The sequence below is a fragment of the Novosphingobium sp. BAM6 genome (genome assembly GCF_057784955.1).
Genome location: NZ_JBYNTR010000005.1, coordinates 156,069 through 174,425 on the forward strand (window position 1 = coordinate 156,069; position 18,357 = coordinate 174,425).

Genomic DNA, 18,357 nt, shown 5'->3' on the forward strand with positions numbered 1-18,357 from the left:
TCGTTGCTCCCTTCAGCCGTGGCCGGAAGCGGACATCGCCCGTCCTTGCGGTGCTTTCATGTCAGTCGGGCAGACGGCGACCGTTTTTCAACCGAAAAGACGGTCGGCGTGGCGTTTTGTTCCGTCGCTACCTGTCTTGCGCAGTATCGGGGTAATGTATACCTTCTAAACAGGTATAACTGAAAGGCCACACATGCCCGACAGCACATCTCTGGGAACGTTCCTGCGCGATCGTCGTGAGCGCATGGATCCGCAGGATTTCGGCTTTCCGGCAGGCCGCCGCCGTACGCCGGGGCTGCGGCGCGAGGAGCTGGCGCAACTCGCGAGCATCAGTGCCACCTGGTACACATGGCTTGAGCAGGGACGCGGGGGCGCGCCGTCTGCAGATGTGCTCGACCGGTTGGCGCGCGCGATGCTGTTGACGGATATAGAGCGCGAGCATCTGTTCCTCCTGGCACTCGGCCATGCACCGGACGTGAGGGCCAAGGCTGTCGAAGATCCGCAAGGCGTGACGCAGCGCCTGCAGGGCGTGCTCGATGCGCTCGATCCCGCTCCGGCCATGATCAAGAACGCCTTGTGGGATATCATCGCGTGGAACCGCGCGGCGAGCGTCGTTCTGACGGATTACGCAACCATCCCGCCGCGCGATCGCAATGTGCTGCGCATGATGTTCCGCGATGACCGGGTGCGCGGTCATCAGGAGAACTGGGAAAGCGTGGCGCGCATGGTGGTTGCGGTGTTTCGCGCCGATGTGGCGCGTGCCGGGGCGCAGGACCGCGCTCAGGCGCTGGTCGACGAGATGTGCGAGACCAGCGCGGAGTTTCGTCGCCTGTGGCACGATCGCGATGTCAGTGCTTTCGGCGGCGGGATCAAGCGTATCCGCCATGCCGAACTGGGCGAGCTGGCACTGGAGTTTTCAGGGTTTGCGGTGGATGGTCGGACCGATCTGGCGATGATCGTTTATAACCCCGTCGATCCGGTGGATCGCGAGCGCATCCGGCAACTTTGCGCAAGCCGTACGACAGAAAAAGTTCTCGAATCAGTCGAGTGAGCGCGCAGCGGGCAGAGGGATCGCCTTATGCCTGATCATGCTGCATGGCGGTGTATGGGCGATGAATTGTGCACAGCCCACCGTTCACCGCGCGACGAACCGTGCAGGACGAACGGCAGCCTTCCGGGTCGGCAGGTGTCCCGGTTACACTCTCCTGCCTATAACTTTCTCCCATGAAGTGGGTTCCCGCAGCAGCTCTGATCGCGTCGCTCTTCGCGACTCCCGTTATGGCCTCGCCGCTGCAGTGCGCGCCCTATGCCCGCGAACATTCCGACGTCGACCTGCACGGCAATGCCGCCACGTGGTGGACGCAGGCCGCCGGCACGTACGAGCGCGGCCACGATCCGCGTACCGGTGCCGTGCTGGTGTTCAAGGCCACCGGCTCCATGCCCTACGGCCACGTTGCGGTGATCGAGAAGGTCGTCGATGCGCGCCACGTCATCCTCAACCACGCCAACTGGTCGCGCCCCGGCATGGTCGAGCGTGACGCGATGGCTGAGGATGTCTCGGCAGCGGGCGACTGGTCGGACGTGCGCGTGTGGTACAGCCCGACGCACTCGCTCGGCCTGCGCCCGAACGCGGCCTTCGGCTTCATCTACGGTCCGGAAGAGACAGACGCTCCGGCAGCAGACACTGCCATCGCCAGCAACGATGCGGACACGGCGTCTTCGGCAGGCTGATCGCAACAGGCCGCTGCATACAAAAAGGCCCGTGCGGATCGCTCCACGCGGGCCTTTTTGTATGCGGGCACCTGGCCTGAAGACCGTGATTAGAGCGATTTCCGATCCGGTTGCATCGGATCAATCGCTCTAAGTTTTTGGTTTGTCGCATTTTCCGAGCCATCAGGCGATCCTGCCTGATTGGAAAATGCTCTAGTCGTCCGAGCCGTACTGGTTGGCGCGCAGATCGTCGTGGGCGAGATCCGAGAACTTGGTAATCCGCGCCTCGAAACGCAGGCGCACCTTGCCGGTGGCACCGTGACGCTGCTTGGCGATGATGAGTTCGGAAAGTCCGGTCACTTCCTCCATCTTCGCCCGCCAGCTTTCCCACTTGTCCTTCACGTCGGGCGTGTCGGTATCGCTGGGGAACTTCGGCTCGGTCGCCTTCACATAGTAATCTTCGCGGAACACGAACCAGACCATGTCGGCGTCCTGCTCGATAGAGCCCGATTCACGAAGGTCGGACAGCATCGGGCGCTTGTCCTCGCGCTGTTCCACCGCACGGCTGAGCTGCGAGAGCGCAATCACCGGAACGTGCAGTTCCTTGGCCAGCGTCTTCAAGCCGCGCGAGATTTCGGAAATCTCGTTCACGCGGTTGTCGGTGGCGCGGCCCGAGCCTTGCAACAGCTGGAGATAGTCGATCACCACCAGCCCGATATCGTGACGGCGCTTCAAACGACGTGCGCGGGTGCGCAGGCCCGCAATGGTCAGGCCCGGCGTATCGTCGATATAGAGCGGCAGCTCGGCAAGGCGCTGGCTGGCGAACGAGAGCTGCTGGAAGTCCTCGCGGCTGATCTTGCCCATGCGCAGCGCTTCGGAACTGATGCCTGACTGTTCGGCAAGGATACGCGTCGCCAGCTGGTCGGCGCTCATTTCGAGGCTGAAGAAGGCGACGGCCGAGCCAACCGACTTCTCGGTGGTGATACCATCGGCATGGTCGCGCTGGAGGCGGTCTGCCGCGTTGAAGGCGATGTTGGTGACGAGCGAGGTCTTGCCCATGCCCGGACGTCCGGCAAGGATGATAAGGTCGGAATCGTGCAGTCCGCCGATTTTCTCGTTCACCGAGTTGAGGCCAGTGGTCTTGCCCGAGACATGGCCGCCCGAATTGAACGCCTTCTCGATTGCCTGGATCGCGGTGCGCGTGGCAACGCCGAAGCTCTGTGCCTCGCTCTGCGTCGCAGCGCCCTCGGCCACTTTGTAGAGCGCGGCTTCGGCGCGTTCGACCTGCTCCAGCGGCTCGACCGATTCCGAGGTGTCCATCGCGCTTTCGACGAGATTGCGTCCCACCGAGATCAGCTCGCGCAGCAGGGCGAGGTCGTAGATCTGGTCGGCCAGTTCACGCGGCGCCAGCAGGCCCTGTCCGTCGGCGGTCAGGCGCGCGAGATAGCCCACGCCGCCCAGCGCCTTCAACGCCTCGTCCGATTCGAAGTAGGGGCGCAGCGTGACCGGCGTCACCACCGCCTTGCGATCGAGCAGGTTGAGCACGCGCTCGTAGATGCGGGCATGGACCGGCTCGAAGAAGTGCGCGGGCGTCAGCTGCGTCTGCAGTTCCTCGATCACCCGATTGTCGATCAGCACCGCGCCCAGAAACGCGGCCTCGGCCTCAACGTTGGAGGGCAGGGTGCGGGCCTGCTCGCCCGCGGAACTGCCGGAATCGCCGGGGGTTGCCGCTGCCGAAGGGACGGCGCGGACGAGAGTGCTTTCGGATGCCATAAGGGTTGTGACCATGCGCGCGAAGCGGCCTGGCTTCAAGCTGCTATCGGGGCGATTTGTTTCCACAGGGTGTGGACGGAGAGGGACAGGTCCGCCTGCCGGCCAATCGTCCGTTCCGCTTTTTCAGGCGCCGCTCCCTTGCCGCATACCCCTGTGACCGCGTAAGGCTTCGAGGATCATGGCCGATCCGCGCATCTCCCACATCGAACTCGACGAGGCGACCATTTTGTGGCGCAACGCCGATATCGAGCAGGAGCGGCGTATCGCCATCTTCGACCTGATCGAAGACAGCGTTTTCAAGCCCTTGCGTGCGTTCGAAAGCGGCCATGAAGGCCCTTATCGCCTGCACCTTTCGGTCCGCGACGGGCGGCTGTCGATGAAGATCGCCGACGAGGCGGGCGTGGAAGTCGAATCGCTGTTGCTCGGCCTTGCGCGGTTCCGTCGCTCGATCCGCGAATATTTCGCGATCTGCGAGAGTTACTATCAGGCCATCCGCAAGGCGACGCCGCAGGAGATCGAGACGATCGACATGGCCCGCCGCTCGATCCACAACGAGGCGGCGGAAATCCTGATCGAGCGTCTCGACGGCAAGATCGAGACCGATTTCGTTACTGCGCGGCGGCTGTTCACGCTGATCTGCGTCCTTCATATCCGGGGCTGAAGAATACCGATGGCTCGCAAGAAGCGCCGGGTCGGGCAGGCCCGACTGATCCTGATCGTCGTCATCGTGCTGGCGCTGCTGGCAGCGGTCGGCAGCGGTATTGCCTGGTGGCATCTACGCCACTGGACGCCGCCGCATGATGTCTATCCGATGCAGGGCGTGGAAGTGAGCGATACCGATGGCGATATCGCCTGGGATTCGCTCAAGGCCATCGGTGTGAAGTTCGCCTATATCGATGCGAGCGCCAGCGCTTTTGCGCGCGATCCGCGCTTTGTCGCCAATCTGGAGCACGCACGAGTAGCCGGCTTGCAGGTGGGGGCGGTGCATCTTTACGACCCGTGCCAGCCCGCGCAGAACCAGGCGGCGAACTTCGTCGTCACCGTGCCGCGCGATCTCACCATGCTGCCGCCTGCGGTCGAGCTGGACCGCCTTGCGGACGATTGCCCGGTGCACGTCAGCGAGGCCAAGGTCGAGAGCGAGCTGATGACCTTCCTCAACCAGATCGAGACGCACACCGGCAAGCCCGTGATCCTGAAAGTCACGCCGCGCTTCCAGTCCCGCTACGACATCGCCGCCAAGCTCGATCGCAACCTGTGGCTGGTGCGCGACCGCGTGCAGCCCGACTATGCCGGTCGTCCCTGGACGATGTGGACGGCCAATTCCGACTACCTCAACGAAGTGACCGAGCACGGTCTGCGTTGGGTGGTCGTCCAGCCCTGAGGGATCAGATTATGAGCGAAGAGACCGCCCGCCTGCAACGCGACGCCCTGCTGGCAACCGCCCGTGAGGCCGCGCGTGGGGCCTATGCACCTTATTCGAAGTTCCATGTCGGCGCGGCGCTGCTGCTGGATGACGGCACTGTCGTCACCGGCGCGAATGTCGAGAATGCCAGCTACGGCCTTTCGCTCTGTGCCGAGACGGTAGCGATCGCCAAGATTCTCTCGACCGGCAAAACGCCGAAGCTGGAGGCGGTTGCCGTCACCGGCGGCATGGCCGGGGCGCCGGGCGCCGGCGATACGGTGACGCCGTGCGGGCGCTGCCGTCAGGTGCTGAACGAGCTTGCCCAACTGGGCGCCACCGACCCGGTGGTGTGGAGCGACGGCGCCGAAGGGCCGCTGGAAATGCGCCTGTCGGACATGCTGCCCCATGCCTTTGGTCCGGCCCATCTGGGGATTACGGGGCGGGATTGATAGCGCGCCTGCTTTGGGAGCAGGATGTCACAGGCAATTTCGTCATCCCAGCGAAAGCTGGGATCGCTCTCGATATCGCGCCAAGTTCATAACGATCCCAGCCTTCGCTGGGATGACGATAAGGGGGAGGCCCCTTCGCAAAGGAAGCCTCCCCCTATCTCACTGACGCAGGGACGATCCCGGCGCATTGCCCGGCAGCACGCCCACGAAGGGCGCATCAGGGGCGGCCTGCTTCGTCTCCAGCCCCAGCACCGTCTGCAACAGCATCCAGCCCGAAGTGAACCCGCGCCGGGTGTCGTCGCAGACCGGGCAGGCGCCCCAATCCCGCGCAAGGCGAGCCAAGGAGCGCTGGCGACCGACCGAACCTTCCAAATCGCTGACCAGAAACGAGCGGAACGGCAGTTCGCGGCGCGGTACCGCGCCGAAGCGGGCAAGGCGTTCGTCGGCACCGGGCAGGTCGAGGTCCGGCGGGTTGACGATGATGGCGCCGGTCACAGCATTCTCTGGGCCTACGGCCTCGAACTCCACCCACCAGGCCAGCGCCAGCGCGGCGATATCTTCGGTCACGATCACCACAGGCCGGTCAGCCCGCTGGATCGCGAGGTTCAGCTTGTTCACCCAGGTATTGCGGTGCGGTTCGTCCCACAGCCCCAGCTCAAGGATCTGCGCATTGGCGCTCCAGCGGCTCCAGCGCGTCATCCAGTGACCTTCGGTGAGCGGGGCTCCTGGCACCATCAGGATCAGCGGTTGGTGGGCATGTTCTTCAGGGTAACGGTAGATCGTCATCGGCTCTCTCCACATGCTTTGCGGAAATGGGCCCGGTCGACTCTGTTTACGTCCCGAGTGAGAGCAAAGTTATCATAACTGATATAGTAGACAATAGGCTTGCGGCGATCCGAAGAGGCGATGCGCCAAAAGGATAGGCGCGGTTCGGCCGATAGACCGCCGAACCGCGCGAAACCTCAGTTTTCGTAGCCGACCAGCCATTCCAGCAGCGTCGCCATGCAGTCGCGACCCAGTTGCGCGGAGCGCTCCGGGCTCCACGCCTGCGCCGCATCGGGGGCGTCGTCGTGGTCCTTGAAGGGCATTTCCAGCGTCATCGAGACGGCGCCGAAACGCTCCGCCAGCTGGTTCGTCGACATGGTGAGGTTGGCCGCACCTGCGCGTGCTTCGGGATAGCCGAGCTTGCGCTGAAAATCGGGCGTGCGGCGGTCGAGCAGCTCGGCGTAGCGATCATAGCCCGCCTGTTGAGTGTCCTTGTGCGACGGGATGCCGTGGAACCCTGCGAGGAATACCGCCGGGATCGCCTCGTCGCCGTGGACGTCCATCGCAAAGTCGACGCCGGTCGCATCCATCGCGTTGCGGATCGCCAGCACTTCGGGCGAGCGTTCGGGCGTGGGCTCGGCCCATTCGCGGTTGAGGTTCACGCCTGCCGCATTGGTGCGCAAGTGGCCGCGGAACGAGCCGTCCGGATTGGCATTAGGCACGACATGGAACGAGCAGCGGCGGCGCAGCTCGCGCCCCACCGAGTTCGCCGGATCGGCCAGCACGTCGAGCGCGCCTTCCATCCACCATTCGGCCATCGATTCGCCGGGATGCTGGCGGGCATAGAGCCAGATCTGCGTCGGACCCTCGCCCATTTCGAGGCAGTCGATCGCGCGTCCGTCAAGCGTGGTGCCGAGCATGCGGTGCGAGACGCCGGGCGCGGCGGCAACTTCGGCGATCAGATCGTCATGGCGCTCCAGCGAATAGGGAGCGAAGTAGGCGAACCACGCAAGATCGCCTTCCGGGCGATAACGGATCGTCAGCGTGCCGCCCTCGACAGTGGCGTCATAGCTGGTTTCGGCAAGGCCCCAGAACTGGCGGTCTTCCGAGACGCGGGCCTTGAAGGCGGGCCAGCCCAGCGGATAGGCGGACTTGCCAAGATCGGTGATCCGCAGCGTCAGATCCTGCCCCTTTGCGCCTGCGACGCGAAAGTGGAACCACTGGTAGAACTCGCTCTGGTGATCGTGGCGCACCGCAAGGCGCGCCTCGGTGCCGTCGATGGAGAGGACTTCGATATTGCCGGAATCGAAAGCGGAGGTGATCTGGATCTGGGTCATTTGACGTCGATAGTCTCGCCGGAGTTGCCGGGGAAGCCCTTGAGCAGGGCCTGTGCCATCTTCGCTGCCCCCAGTGAGGTGGTGGCGAGCGGCGAATCGCCGCGCACGACAAAGCTGGCGCGGCCTTCCCATACAGTAGGGCCATCCGCGTTCTGACGGATGAAGACGTGCAGGCGCGTCGCCACGGCGGGCTTGGGGCGTCCGGCAAGGTTGATGCCGATGCCCATTCCCATGCCCGAGCCATAACTGCCTGTGCTGCCGCCGAGGCCTACGGAAACGGGGCTGCGTCGTGGCGCCGGAAGGGCGGTTTCCCGCTCCAGCGTGAGGATCGCCACCTGTCCTCCGTCGCCGCTGGTATAGCCGACAGCGTTCAGCTCACGGGCGAGCGCGGCGGCATAGTCCCGGTACTCGATGGATTGCGCATCCATGCCGGGACCGGGAACGACCCGGATCGTACCGCGCGCGATCGGCGCGGGCGTCACATGAAAGCGTGTGACCGAAACCGGCCCGACGGGCGCCGCGCATCCGCCTGCCAGCAGGGTTGCGACCAGTGCTGCCGTGGTTGCCACCAGAATGCCTTGCCGCATCGAACCTCTCCTGAATTGAAACGCCGATGTGGGGCGCCTGCGTGCCGGAGGCAAGCGGTGTCGCCCGCGTATGGGTTAAGGCTTGCCGGGTGTATCCGCCTTGGGGAAGTTGTCGAACAGGGCTTCGGAGAGGCGGTTGGCGATCTTGGTGTCGGTCCAGCCGTCGTCGCCATCGCGCGTGGCGATGGTGGCATAGCCTTCCCACAAGGGCTTGCCGGTGGCCTTGTCGAGAATGCGCACGTCGAGGCGCGTGGAGACGAGGGCGGAGCGCGGTTTGCTCAGATCGACATTGATCGCAAGGCCGTAGGCGGAGCCATAGTTGCTCACGCCCATCGCGGCGCTGCCGCTGATCGGGCTCTTCTTCTGTTCTGCAGGGGCCAGTTCGTGCCGGCTGACGCGCACTTCCACCGACTGGCCGGTGTCGGCATGCGGGTGGGTGGTGTCGTAGCCGGCGCCGACCAGCGAATCGATCACGGCGGCCTCGAAGGTCTTGCGGTCGTCCTGCGCCACCCAGTTGGCGCTGTCCGATTCGCCGCCTGCGCCGTCCTTGGCTGCATCCGAGGCGATCGTCGCCATGCCGTGGCCCAACTCCTGTGCGGCATCGGGCGAGGCCAGGAAGCGGCTGACCGAAATCTTGCCCTCGCGCGGATCGAACGTGCGGGTGGGGATGCCCGGCGAATCGAAGGGGCCTGCGCCCCAGCCGTCGTAGCCCCACGGATCGTTCCAGCCACCGGCGCCCCAGCCGCCACCCCAACCACCGCCCCAGCGGCCCCGCTGCGCCTGTGCAGCGACGGGAATCGTGGCGATCGTGGCGGCAAGGCCGGCCAGCAGGGCCACGCGCGTCAGTCTGGAAGAGGCAGTTTTGGACATGGCTGGAAGGCTTTGCTGGTTGTGGGCTGGTTGAGACGAAAAAGACCGGCTTGGTTACGAGCGTGTTTGTGCATATAGGGCAAGCGTGCCTTGCCGACAAATGAACGCCTGTCGCAAGTTGTGCCGGAGCCGCGATGGAAAAGCGGTGCTGTGCTTGACTTTGCCGGGCGGCACCGGTAACGGCGCGGCTTCGATTTTCCGGCGGTCGGTAACCGCCCGACCAACGCAGACGAGATAGACCCATGAAGATTCGTAACAGCCTCAAGTCGCTCAAGGGCCGCCATCGCGATAACCGCGTGATCCGCCGTCGTGGCCGTACCTACGTGATCAACAAGACCAACCGCCGCTTCAAGGCGCGTCAGGGCTGATCCAGTCTGCCTGCTCCTGCGTGACCACGCGGGGGCATTTCGGCGGACGGCTCCGTTCCGACGACAGGAGGCCCCCGCCTGAGCGCGGGGGTCTTGTCATGTCTGCTGTTGCCGATTTCACCGGGGGCGAGGCCCTTCAGGTCGATGCGGTGGTGTTCGATGTGGGCCGGGTGCTGGTCCAGTGGGACATGCGCCGCCTGTTCGCGCGGGTGATCGACGATCCGGCGCACCTCGACTGGTTCTGCTCGACGGTGATCACCGAGGAATGGCACGCGCGCCACGACGCGGGCGAGGAACTTGCCGATCTTGTGGCCGAGCGAAAGGCGCTCTATCCCGGCAATGACGCGGCGATCGACGCCTACGCGACCCGGTTCCTCGAAACGATCCCCGGCAATGTGCCCGGCAGTCACGAGATCGTGCGCGAACTGGCCTCGCGCGGCACGCCGCTGTTTGCCATTACCAACTTCGCGACGCCCTTCTGGCGCGAATACCGGGCCAGCGAATCGCTGTTCGACCTGTTCGGCGATATCGTCGTCTCGGGCGACGAAAAGCTCGCCAAACCCGCCCCGGCGATCTTCGATCTTGCCGCGCGCCGCTTTGGCCATGCCCCGCAGCGCATGCTGTTCATCGATGACAATGCGGCGAACATTGCGTCGGCGGCGAAGCTGGGCTGGCAGGTGCATCATTTCGCGGATGCACAAGGGCTTCGTGCCGACCTGACCGCGCGGGGATTGCTGGCTGCCGAGGCTCCTGTCGGTAATGACGTGTCTTAGAGGCAATTAACGACTGAAATAGTCGTAATTCCGCCTTCGCAATTTCTGCATTTTTATTTCGCAGGCGCGGTGGAACCGCTTGGCAAGCCCGTTTCCTTGTTGCATCACAAGGTCAAACGGGAGTCACGAGTGAGCGGCACCAAGGTACAGAACTTCGACGAAATGTTGAATGCGGACGGTTCGGTCCGCCCTGCCTATGCAGATTTCCGGAACTGGTACGATGCCCAGGATCGCGCCTGGCTGAAGCGCAAGGACGCCGAGGCCGAGCATTTCTTCCGCCGCATCGGCATCACCTTCAACGTCTATGGCGAGGATGCGGGTGAGGAGCGCCTGATCCCGTTCGACATGATCCCCCGGATCATCACGGCGCAGGAATGGCGCAAGCTGACCAAGGGCATCGAGCAGCGGGTGCGCGCGCTCAACGCCTTTCTGCAGGATCTCTATCACCGGCAGGAGATCATCCGTTCGGGCCGTCTGCCGATCGAGGCGCTGCGCAACAACGAGGCGTTCCTGACGCAGATGATCGGGATGACGCCGCCGGGCGGCGTCTTCACGCATATCGTCGGCATCGATCTTGTCCGCACCGGCCCTGACGAGTTCATGGTGCTGGAAGATAACGCCCGCACGCCGTCCGGGGTCTCATACATGCTCGAGAACCGCGAGACGATGATGTCGATGTTCCCCGAGCTGTTCACCAAGGTTCCGGTGCGGCCCGTCTCCGACTATCCGCGCCGTCTGGCGCATTCGCTGCGAGCCTGCGCGCCGCCGGCGTTTCGCGGACATCGTCCGGTGGTGGCGGTGCTGACGCCGGGTATCTACAACTCGGCCTATTTCGAGCATGCGTTTCTGGCGGACCAGATGGGCGCCGAACTGGTCGAGGGCAGCGATCTTCGCGTCGTCGACGGGCGCGTGTGCATGCGCACGACCACCGGCTACAAGGCGATCGACGTGATCTATCGCCGGGTGGACGACGATTATCTCGATCCGCTCAGCTTCAATCCGAACTCGGTACTGGGGATCGCAGGCATCATGGACGTCTACCGTGCGGGCGGCGTCACCATCGCCAATGCGCCGGGCACGGGCATCGCCGACGACAAGGCGATCTACAGCTACATGCCCGAGATCGTCGAGTTCTACACCGGTGAGAAGCCCTTGCTGCCCAATGTGCCGACCTGGCGCTGTTCCGAGCCGGAGGCGCTGGCCTATGTGCTCGACAATCTGGCCGATCTCGTCGTCAAGGAAGTCCACGGATCGGGCGGCTACGGCATGCTGATCGGGCCGACCTCCTCGAAGAAGGAACTGGCCGAGTTCGAGGCGAAGCTGCGAGCCAAGCCGTCGAACTACATCGCGCAGCCCACGCTCTCGCTCTCGACCGTGCCGATCTTCGCCAAGGAAGGCCTCGCGCCGCGCCATGTCGATCTGCGGCCCTTCGTGCTGGTCAGCCCGAACGGTATCGAGATTACGCCCGGCGGCCTGACCCGCGTGGCGCTGAAGAAGGGCTCTCTTGTGGTCAATTCCTCGCAAGGGGGCGGGACCAAGGACAGCTGGGTGCTGGACGAATAAGATGCTGGGACGCGCTGCCAACGGGCTCTACTGGATGAGCCGCTATCTCGAACGGGCGGAGAATACCGCGCGGCTGATCGACGTCGGCTTCCACCTCGCGCTGACGCGCAAGTCGGCGGACGAGGAGTGGAAGTCGGTGCTCACCACCACCGGCCTGCTCGACGAATACACTGCACGGCATGACGATTTCTCCGGGGCGCAGGTGTTCAACTTCCTGCTGCGCGACCGGGATAATCCCGGCTCGGTGCTGCAGATGATCGAGAATGCGCGCACCAACGCACGCATGGTGCGCACCAGCATCACCAACTCGGTATGGGAAGCCACCAACGAAAGCTGGATGACCATCCGTGCGCTGCTGGCCCGCCCCGTGCGCGAGGCGGATCTGGGAGACGTGCTCACCACCATCCGGCGGCAGGGGACGCTGGTTCGCGGCGCACTGGAAGGCACGATGCTGCGTAACGATGTCTTCAACTTCGCGCGGATTGGCACGTTCATCGAGCGGGCGGACAACACCGCGCGCATCCTGGACGTGAAGTACTACGTGCTGCTGCCGTCGGTGGCGTGGGTCGGCTCCAGTCTCGACAACGTGCAGTGGGATACGCTGCTGCGCTCGGTGGCGGGCAACCGGGCCTATTCCTGGCTCAACGCAGGCACCATGGACCCGCGCGACATCGCCCGCTTCCTGATCCTCGACGGCCAGTTCCCGCGCAGTCTGACCTTCTGTTACGAGAAGGTGCGCAGCAATATGGCCGGGCTCGCCAAGCAGTACGGGCGCGAAACGGCAGCGCACGAACTGCTGCGCGATGCCGGGGCGCGGCTGCACCAGACCTCGATCGACGATATCTTCGACCATGGCCTGCACGAATTCCTGCAGGACTTCATTGCCCGCAATATCCGCATCGGCACGGCCATCGCCGCCGATTACCGTTTCGTCGAATAGGAGCCGGGACCATGCTGCTCAGCGTTGCCCATACCACTCGCTACGGCTTCTCGCAGGGCGTCTCGCACGGCCTGCAACGCCTGCGGCTGCGGCCCAAGTCCACGCACGGCCAGCGCGTGATCGACTGGTCGGTGGGCTATCTCGGTGCCAAGCCCGAGGCGGAATATGTCGATCAGAACGACAATCGCACCGTGCTCGTCTCCATCGATCCGGGCGTGGAGGAAGTCGTCATCACCTGCCGGGGCGAGGTGGAGACGGTGGACAACAACGGCGTTACCGGGTCGCACTCGGGATTGATGCCGCTGTGGTGTTTCCTGCGACCCACCGCGCTGACGCGCCCCGGCCCGGCGATCCGCGATCTGGTGAGCGATACCGCGCTCGACCGTGCCAATCCGCTCGACATGCTGCACCACCTTTCGCAGGCTGTGGGGGAGCGGATCGCCTACACCAAGGGCGCCAGCGATGCGGCGACCACGGCGGAGGAAGCGCTGGTGCGCGGCGAAGGCGTCTGTCAGGATCACGCCCATGTGCTGATCGCGGCGGGGCGCCTGCTGGACATCCCGATGCGCTATGTCGGTGGTTATCTGCGCATGGAAGGGCAGGACGAGCAGGAGGCCGGGCATGGCTGGGCCGAGGCCCATGTGCCGGGGCTGGGCTGGGTGGGCTTCGACGTGTCCAACGCCATCTGCCCGGACGAGCGTTATATCCGTGTCGCCACCGGATGCGACTATGCCGAAGCGGCGCCTGTCACCGGGCTTGCCGTAGGTGCGGGGGATACCAGCCTCTCCGTTCATTTATCGGTGGGTGAGAAGATGCTAGGAAGCCAGGCGCAGCAGCAGTCCCAGTCGGATTCGGGGTCGGATTCGGGCCAGTCCCAATCCCAATCCGCGTCGTCGGGGCAGCAGGTGCAGGGCGGCTGATCGTCCGCGCTTCCGGGGTGGGGCGTTCATAAGGGTTGCAGGACTAAGATACGACATGACCTATTGTGTGGGCATGGTGCTGGATCGCGGGCTCGTTCTGATGAGCGACACGCGCACCAACTCCGGCGTCGACAACATTTCCACGTTCCGCAAGATGTTCCACTGGTCGGTGCCGGGGGAGCGACTGATCGCGGTGATGACGGCGGGCAATCTCGCCACGACGCAGGCGGTGATCAGCCAGTTGGAAGAGCGCAACAAGGCACCTGCCGAGCGGCATAATTCGCTGCTCGAAGCGCCGACCATGTTCCAGGTGGCGACGGCGGTGGGCGAGCTGTTGCGCGATACGATCGCCAACTCCGCGCAGGACAACGGCCAGCACGCGGCGGCGGGCACTTTCAATGCCTCGATCATCGTGGCGGGCCAGATCAAGGGCATGGAGCCGCGCCTGTTCCTGATCTACCCCGAAGGCAACTTCATCGAGGCGAGCTTCGATACGCCTTTCTTCCAGATCGGCGAGACCAAGTACGGCCGCCCGATCCTGATCCGTGCCTATGAAAAGGACATGAGCTTCGAGGAGGCGGTGAAGCTGATGATCGTCAGCTTCGATTCGACCCTGAAGGCGAATCTCTCGGTCGGTCTGCCGCTCGACCTGCTGGTGGTCGAGCGCGATACCTTCGAGCCCTTGCAGGAGCGGCGCATCGACGGCGACGATCCATACTTCGCCACCCTGTCCAACAGCTGGGGCGAGGCGTTGAAGAAAGCGCTCGATGGCCTGCCGGACTACGTGATGGAGCGCGACAGCAAGCGCTGAGCGCCTGCCAGCCCCATTCGTGCGCCAGCCGCTGGACGGCAATCGGCACCGGTTCTGCACCTTCGGTCGGCTCGATGATCCGGAGGCGTATCTGCGGCGTCTCCAGCAGCGCGGCCAGCACGGCGGCAACGCCGTCTCGGGTCACGCTGCCGTAGGGCAGGGCCACGTCCGTTGCGGCCTTGCCGGTGCCGCCGACGATGAATACGTGCATCGTGGCTTCCTTGTATTTGTCGAGCGGCTTAGCGGCAGAAGCGCCCTGGCGTGGCCTCCAGATGGAAGTGATTCTGGTGCGCGCTGTTGTAGCCGGGGCCAAGCACCGTGCCGAAGCGCTTGCAGGCGCTGTCGTGAACCACGCGCAGGAACTCGCGCTCGTCCGCCGTGCCGCCGCTCCAGTCGCCCAGCACCGTCACCCGGCGTCCGTCTGCGAGTACAAAACCGGAGACGTCGATCGCATTGGCCGTGGAGTGGCCGGAAAGGCGGTTGGTGCCCGCGACATTGCGGCAGTTGTAGCTGCCGAAGGTCTCGATCTTCACCACCGGGCTGCCGAGGATCTGCCGCGCGGCGCGGTCCACGCCGAATCGCGCCCATCCGGCAAAGCCTTCGGACATCGAACAGGTGACGGGGCCGAGGTTGGTCACTTCCATCCGCGACGAATCGCTCGCCAGACTGACCAGTCGGACCGTTCCCAGCGTCGTGCAGCCCGATCCGTAATAGCGATCGGGCAGGGGTGTGAACTGCGCGCTGCGGGCGCTGAGATCAGCGATGCACTGCTGGTCGCTGATTACGCGCGGAACCGGTGCGGGGCGTGACTGCATCCGCCCCGGCGGGCGCCGCGACTCGGCGCGATCACGCGCTCCCTGACCGCCGATGCACCCGCTCAGCAAGGCCAGTGTCAGGACCACCGGCAGGATTCCGAGCAGGATCTTCGTGTTTATACGCATGGACTTGAGTGTGCCCCCCAAGGCTTAACTGCAGCTTGCCAACGCGTGGAAAACAACATCGTTTCGTCGCCCCGGCCTCCAGTTTCGACAAAGTGCGATTGACATGCCGCCAGCGCACTTTAAACGCGGCTCCGGGCCACGCGGTCCCAACGCCGCGCGTGCTCTCTGTAAGGAGAGTCAGAAATGACTGATATTATGATTCCGGCGCGCAAGCCTGCGCGTCCGCACTTCTCGTCGGGCCCCTGCGCCAAGCCGCCCGGCTATTCCCCCGAAAAGCTTTTTACCGAATCGCTGGGTCGTTCGCATCGTGCGAAGATCGGCAAGACGCGCCTCGCCTACTGCATCGACCTGATGCGCGAAGTGCTGCGCCTGCCCGATACGCACCGCATCGGTATCGTCCCCGGTTCGGACACCGGCGCCTTCGAGATGGCCATGTGGACCATGCTCGGCGCCCGCGGCGTCACCGCCCTTGCCTGGGAAAGCTTCGGCGAGGGCTGGGTGACGGACGCCGTCAAGCAGCTTCAGCTCGAACCGACCGTCGTGCGCGCCGACTATGGCCAGCTGCCCGACCTCGACAAGATCGACTGGTCGGACGATGTGCTGTTCACCTGGAACGGCACCACCTCGGGCGTGCGCGTTCCCGATGCCAACTGGATCCCGGCCGACCGCGAGGGCCTTGCCTTCGCCGACGCCACCTCGGCGGTGTTCGCCTATGACATCGACTGGACCAAGATCGATGTTGCCACGTTCTCGTGGCAGAAGGTTCTGGGCGGCGAGGGCGGCCACGGCGTGCTGATCCTCGGCCCCCGCGCGGTCGAACGGCTTGAGAACTACACCCCCAACTGGCCGCTTCCCAAGGTGTTCCGCCTTGTCTCGAAGGGTAAGCTGGCCGAGGGCGTTTTCAAGGGCGAGACCATCAACACTCCCTCGATGCTCGCCGTCGAGGATGCGATCTTCGCGCTCGAATGGGCCAAGGGTCTGGGCGGTCTCGAAGGGCTGATGGCCCGCTCGAACGCCAACGCGCACGCGCTCGACAAGATCGTCGCTGAGCGTGACTGGCTGGGCCACCTCGCGGTGGATTCGGGCACCCGTTCGAAGACCTCGGTCTGCCTGACCGTCGAAGGCGCGGATGCCGACTTCATCAAGAAGTTCGCCGCTCTCCTCGAAAAGGAAGGCGCGGCCTTCGACATCGCCGGATACCGCGATGCTCCGGCAGGCTTGCGCATCTGGTGCGGCGCCACGGTCGACACCGCCGACATCGAGGCGCTCGGTCCCTGGCTCGACTGGGCCTACGCCACTGTCAAGGCGGTCTGACCCAACTACCGATCCGATACTGGCGAAGCCCCTGCAAGGTCGCAGGGGTTCCGCTTCTTTCCAATGCCGCGCCGACGCCTGAATTGCGTCCGTGTCGCGGCAAGGTGCGCAAGGATACATTCCATGACCAAGCCCAAAGTTCTCATTTCCGACAAGATGGACCCCAACGCCGCCCGTATCTTCGAGGAGATGGGCTGCGACGTTGACGTCATCACCGGTGAAACTCCCGAACAGCTGATCGCCCGCATCGGTGAGTACGATGGCCTCGCCATCCGCTCGTCGACCAAGGTGACGCCTGCCATTCTCGAAGCCGCGACCAATCTGAAGGTCATCGGTCGTGCCGGTATCGGCGTGGATAACGTGGATATCCCGGCGGCATCGGCCAAGGGCGTCGTGGTGATGAATACGCCGTTCGGCAACTCGATCACTACGGCAGAGCACGCCATCGCGCTGATCTTTGCCCTCGCGCGCCAGCTTCCCGAAGCCAATGCCCAGACCCAGGCGGGCCTGTGGCCGAAGAACGGCTTCATGGGCGTTGAAGTCACCGGCAAGACGCTGGGCCTGATCGGTGCGGGCAACATCGGCTCGATCGTCGCCAGCCGTGCGCTGGGCCTGCGCATGAAGGTCGTCGCCTTCGACCCGTTCCTGACGCCCGAGCGCGCCGTGGAAATGGGCGTCGAGAAGGCCGATCTCGACACGCTGCTCGCCCGTGCGGACTTCATCACGCTGCACACGCCGCTGACCGACCAGACCCGCAACATCCTCTCGGCAGAGAACCTCGCCAAGACCAAGAAGGGCGTGCGCATCGTCAACTGCGCGCGTGGCGGTCTGGTCGACGAAGCCGCGCTCAAGGATCTGCTCGATTCCGGCCACATCGCCGGCGCCGCGCTCGACGTGTTCCAGACCGAGCCCGCCAAGGACTCGCCGCTGTTCGGTACCAAGAACTTCATCTGCACGCCGCACCTTGGCGCCTCGACTACTGAAGCGCAGGTCAATGTGGCGCTGCAGGTGGCCGAGCAGATGGCCGACTACCTCGTTTCGGGCGGCGTCACCAACGCGCTGAACGTGCCCTCGCTCTCCGCCGAGGAAGCGCCCAAGCTCAAGCCCTACATGAAGCTGGCCGAAGAGCTGGGTTCGATGGTCGGTCAGCTGACCGTGGACTCGGTGCCGCGCATCTCGATCCACGTCGAGGGCGCTGCGGCAGAACTCAACATCAAGCCGATCGTCGCGGCGGTTCTCGCAGGCTTCCTGCGCGTCCAGTCGGACACGGTGAACATGGTCAACGCGCCGTACCTCGCCAAGGAGCGCGGTCTTGAAGTGCGCGAGGTCAAGACCGAGCGCGAGGGCGACTACCACACGCTGGTGCGCGTTTCGGTGAAGACCGAGGCGGGCGAGCGCTCGGTTGCGGGCACGCTGTTCAACAACGTCGAGCCGCGCCTTGTCGAGATGTTCGGCATCAAGGTCGAGGCCGAACTGACGGGCCCGATGATGTACATCGTCAACGAGGACGCGCCCGGCTTCATCGGTCGCATCGGCACGCTGCTGGGCGAGAACGCGATCAACATCGGCACGTTCAACCTCGGTCGCCGTGCGGCGGGTGGCGAGGCAGTGCTGCTGCTCTCGGTCGATACAGCCGTGTCGGAAGACGTGCTCAAGGCGGCAACGGCGCTGCCCGGCGTGAAGACGGTCAAGGCGCTCAAGTTCGCCTGATTGTTCAACAGGTTGAATTAACGAAACAGGGAAGGGCGGTGCCGCAGGGCACCGCCCTTTTTCGCGTCCGGGTGGCGGGGTGTTCACACGCAAGGTGACACTCTGGTTGACACAGTTGACACGG

The 18,357-nt window shown here is 64.5% G+C and carries 19 protein-coding genes; 13 read left to right on the forward strand and 6 right to left on the reverse strand.

What is annotated here, in order from left to right:
* The first annotated feature begins 193 nt into the window (after window positions 1-193).
* Together AC3EC3_RS14855 and AC3EC3_RS14860 are read left to right on the forward strand one after the other, a co-directional pair.
* Window positions 194-1,051 carry a helix-turn-helix transcriptional regulator gene (locus AC3EC3_RS14855; protein WP_488490370.1) on the forward strand — a complete coding sequence of 286 codons (858 nt, stop codon included), beginning with the start codon at window positions 194-196 and terminating at the stop codon, window positions 1,049-1,051.
* Between the two features lie 173 nt (window positions 1,052-1,224).
* Complete coding sequence (locus AC3EC3_RS14860) at window positions 1,225-1,731, forward strand: CHAP domain-containing protein (protein ID WP_488490371.1); 507 nt, start codon at window positions 1,225-1,227, stop codon at window positions 1,729-1,731.
* 192 nt (window positions 1,732-1,923) lie between these two features.
* Here the strand turns inward: AC3EC3_RS14860 and AC3EC3_RS14865 are convergent, their stop codons facing one another.
* The gene (locus AC3EC3_RS14865; RefSeq protein ID WP_488490372.1) at window positions 1,924-3,483 is read right to left on the reverse strand and encodes a replicative DNA helicase; all 1,560 of its coding nucleotides are present in this window, start codon (window positions 3,481-3,483) and stop codon (window positions 1,924-1,926) included.
* 178 nt (window positions 3,484-3,661) lie between these two features.
* Here AC3EC3_RS14865 and AC3EC3_RS14870 point away from each other — a divergent pair, with 178 nt between their 5' ends.
* Genes AC3EC3_RS14870 through AC3EC3_RS14880 form a run of 3 tightly spaced genes read left to right on the forward strand, consistent with a single transcriptional unit; the run spans window position 3,662 to window position 5,334 of the window.
* The gene (locus tag AC3EC3_RS14870) at window positions 3,662-4,144 is read left to right on the forward strand and encodes a UPF0262 family protein (RefSeq protein WP_488490373.1); all 483 of its coding nucleotides are present in this window, start codon (window positions 3,662-3,664) and stop codon (window positions 4,142-4,144) included.
* A gap of 9 nt (window positions 4,145-4,153) precedes the next feature.
* Window positions 4,154-4,864: a glycoside hydrolase family 25 protein gene (locus tag AC3EC3_RS14875; RefSeq protein WP_488490374.1), complete on the forward strand. Its 711-nt coding sequence runs from the start codon at window positions 4,154-4,156 to the stop codon at window positions 4,862-4,864.
* 11 nt (window positions 4,865-4,875) lie between these two features.
* Complete coding sequence (locus AC3EC3_RS14880) at window positions 4,876-5,334, forward strand: cytidine deaminase (RefSeq protein ID WP_488490375.1); 459 nt, start codon at window positions 4,876-4,878, stop codon at window positions 5,332-5,334.
* Window positions 5,335-5,493: 159 nt separating this feature from the next.
* On the opposite strand, the gene AC3EC3_RS14885 is transcribed toward AC3EC3_RS14880, so the two are convergent.
* The 4 genes from AC3EC3_RS14885 to AC3EC3_RS14900 all read right to left on the reverse strand — a co-directional run bounded on the left by AC3EC3_RS14885 (window position 5,494) and on the right by AC3EC3_RS14900 (window position 8,893).
* Window positions 5,494-6,120, reverse strand: coding sequence for an RBBP9/YdeN family alpha/beta hydrolase (locus tag AC3EC3_RS14885; protein ID WP_488490376.1), 627 nt, complete (start codon window positions 6,118-6,120; stop codon window positions 5,494-5,496).
* Between the two features lie 176 nt (window positions 6,121-6,296).
* Entirely contained in the window at window positions 6,297-7,436 is a 1,140-nt protein-coding gene (locus AC3EC3_RS14890; RefSeq protein ID WP_488490377.1) for a M14 family metallopeptidase, read from the reverse strand.
* Window positions 7,433-8,023 carry a DUF4136 domain-containing protein gene (locus AC3EC3_RS14895; protein ID WP_488490378.1) on the reverse strand — a complete coding sequence of 197 codons (591 nt, stop codon included), beginning with the start codon at window positions 8,021-8,023 and terminating at the stop codon, window positions 7,433-7,435. The genes AC3EC3_RS14890 and AC3EC3_RS14895 overlap by 4 nt, the downstream gene beginning before the upstream one ends.
* 75 nt (window positions 8,024-8,098) lie before the next feature.
* Window positions 8,099-8,893 (reverse strand): DUF4136 domain-containing protein, encoded by a 795-nt coding sequence (locus tag AC3EC3_RS14900; RefSeq protein ID WP_488490379.1) that lies wholly within the window; start codon window positions 8,891-8,893, stop codon window positions 8,099-8,101.
* Between the two features lie 242 nt (window positions 8,894-9,135).
* Here AC3EC3_RS14900 and ykgO point away from each other — a divergent pair, with 242 nt between their 5' ends.
* The 6 genes from ykgO to AC3EC3_RS14930 all read left to right on the forward strand — a co-directional run bounded on the left by ykgO (window position 9,136) and on the right by AC3EC3_RS14930 (window position 14,268).
* Window positions 9,136-9,261 carry a type B 50S ribosomal protein L36 gene (gene ykgO, locus AC3EC3_RS14905; RefSeq protein ID WP_004210176.1) on the forward strand — a complete coding sequence of 42 codons (126 nt, stop codon included), beginning with the start codon at window positions 9,136-9,138 and terminating at the stop codon, window positions 9,259-9,261.
* Between the two features lie 98 nt (window positions 9,262-9,359).
* Window positions 9,360-10,034, forward strand: a complete 675-nt coding sequence (locus tag AC3EC3_RS14910; protein ID WP_488490380.1) for an HAD family hydrolase — start codon at window positions 9,360-9,362, stop codon at window positions 10,032-10,034.
* A gap of 162 nt (window positions 10,035-10,196) precedes the next feature.
* A complete protein-coding gene (locus AC3EC3_RS14915; protein WP_488490419.1) occupies window positions 10,197-11,597 on the forward strand; it encodes a circularly permuted type 2 ATP-grasp protein in 1,401 nt (466 codons plus the stop codon).
* Between the two features lies 1 nt (window position 11,598).
* Window positions 11,599-12,537, forward strand: coding sequence for an alpha-E domain-containing protein (locus tag AC3EC3_RS14920; RefSeq protein WP_488490381.1), 939 nt, complete (start codon window positions 11,599-11,601; stop codon window positions 12,535-12,537).
* Window positions 12,538-12,548: 11 nt separating this feature from the next.
* Window positions 12,549-13,457, forward strand: coding sequence for a transglutaminase family protein (locus tag AC3EC3_RS14925; RefSeq protein WP_488490382.1), 909 nt, complete (start codon window positions 12,549-12,551; stop codon window positions 13,455-13,457).
* 55 nt (window positions 13,458-13,512) lie between these two features.
* Window positions 13,513-14,268 (forward strand): proteasome-type protease, encoded by a 756-nt coding sequence (locus AC3EC3_RS14930; RefSeq protein WP_488490383.1) that lies wholly within the window; start codon window positions 13,513-13,515, stop codon window positions 14,266-14,268.
* Between the two features lie 239 nt (window positions 14,269-14,507).
* On the opposite strand, the gene AC3EC3_RS14935 is transcribed toward AC3EC3_RS14930, so the two are convergent.
* Window positions 14,508-15,209 carry an extensin-like domain-containing protein gene (locus tag AC3EC3_RS14935; RefSeq protein WP_488490384.1) on the reverse strand — a complete coding sequence of 234 codons (702 nt, stop codon included), beginning with the start codon at window positions 15,207-15,209 and terminating at the stop codon, window positions 14,508-14,510.
* Window positions 15,210-15,392: 183 nt separating this feature from the next.
* Between AC3EC3_RS14935 and AC3EC3_RS14940 the strand changes: the two genes are divergently transcribed.
* Both AC3EC3_RS14940 and serA read left to right on the forward strand, forming a co-directional pair.
* Complete coding sequence (locus tag AC3EC3_RS14940) at window positions 15,393-16,523, forward strand: phosphoserine transaminase (protein ID WP_488490385.1); 1,131 nt, start codon at window positions 15,393-15,395, stop codon at window positions 16,521-16,523.
* Window positions 16,524-16,646: 123 nt separating this feature from the next.
* Window positions 16,647-18,233 carry a phosphoglycerate dehydrogenase gene (gene serA, locus AC3EC3_RS14945; protein ID WP_488490386.1) on the forward strand — a complete coding sequence of 529 codons (1,587 nt, stop codon included), beginning with the start codon at window positions 16,647-16,649 and terminating at the stop codon, window positions 18,231-18,233.
* Window positions 18,234-18,357 lie beyond the last annotated feature (124 nt).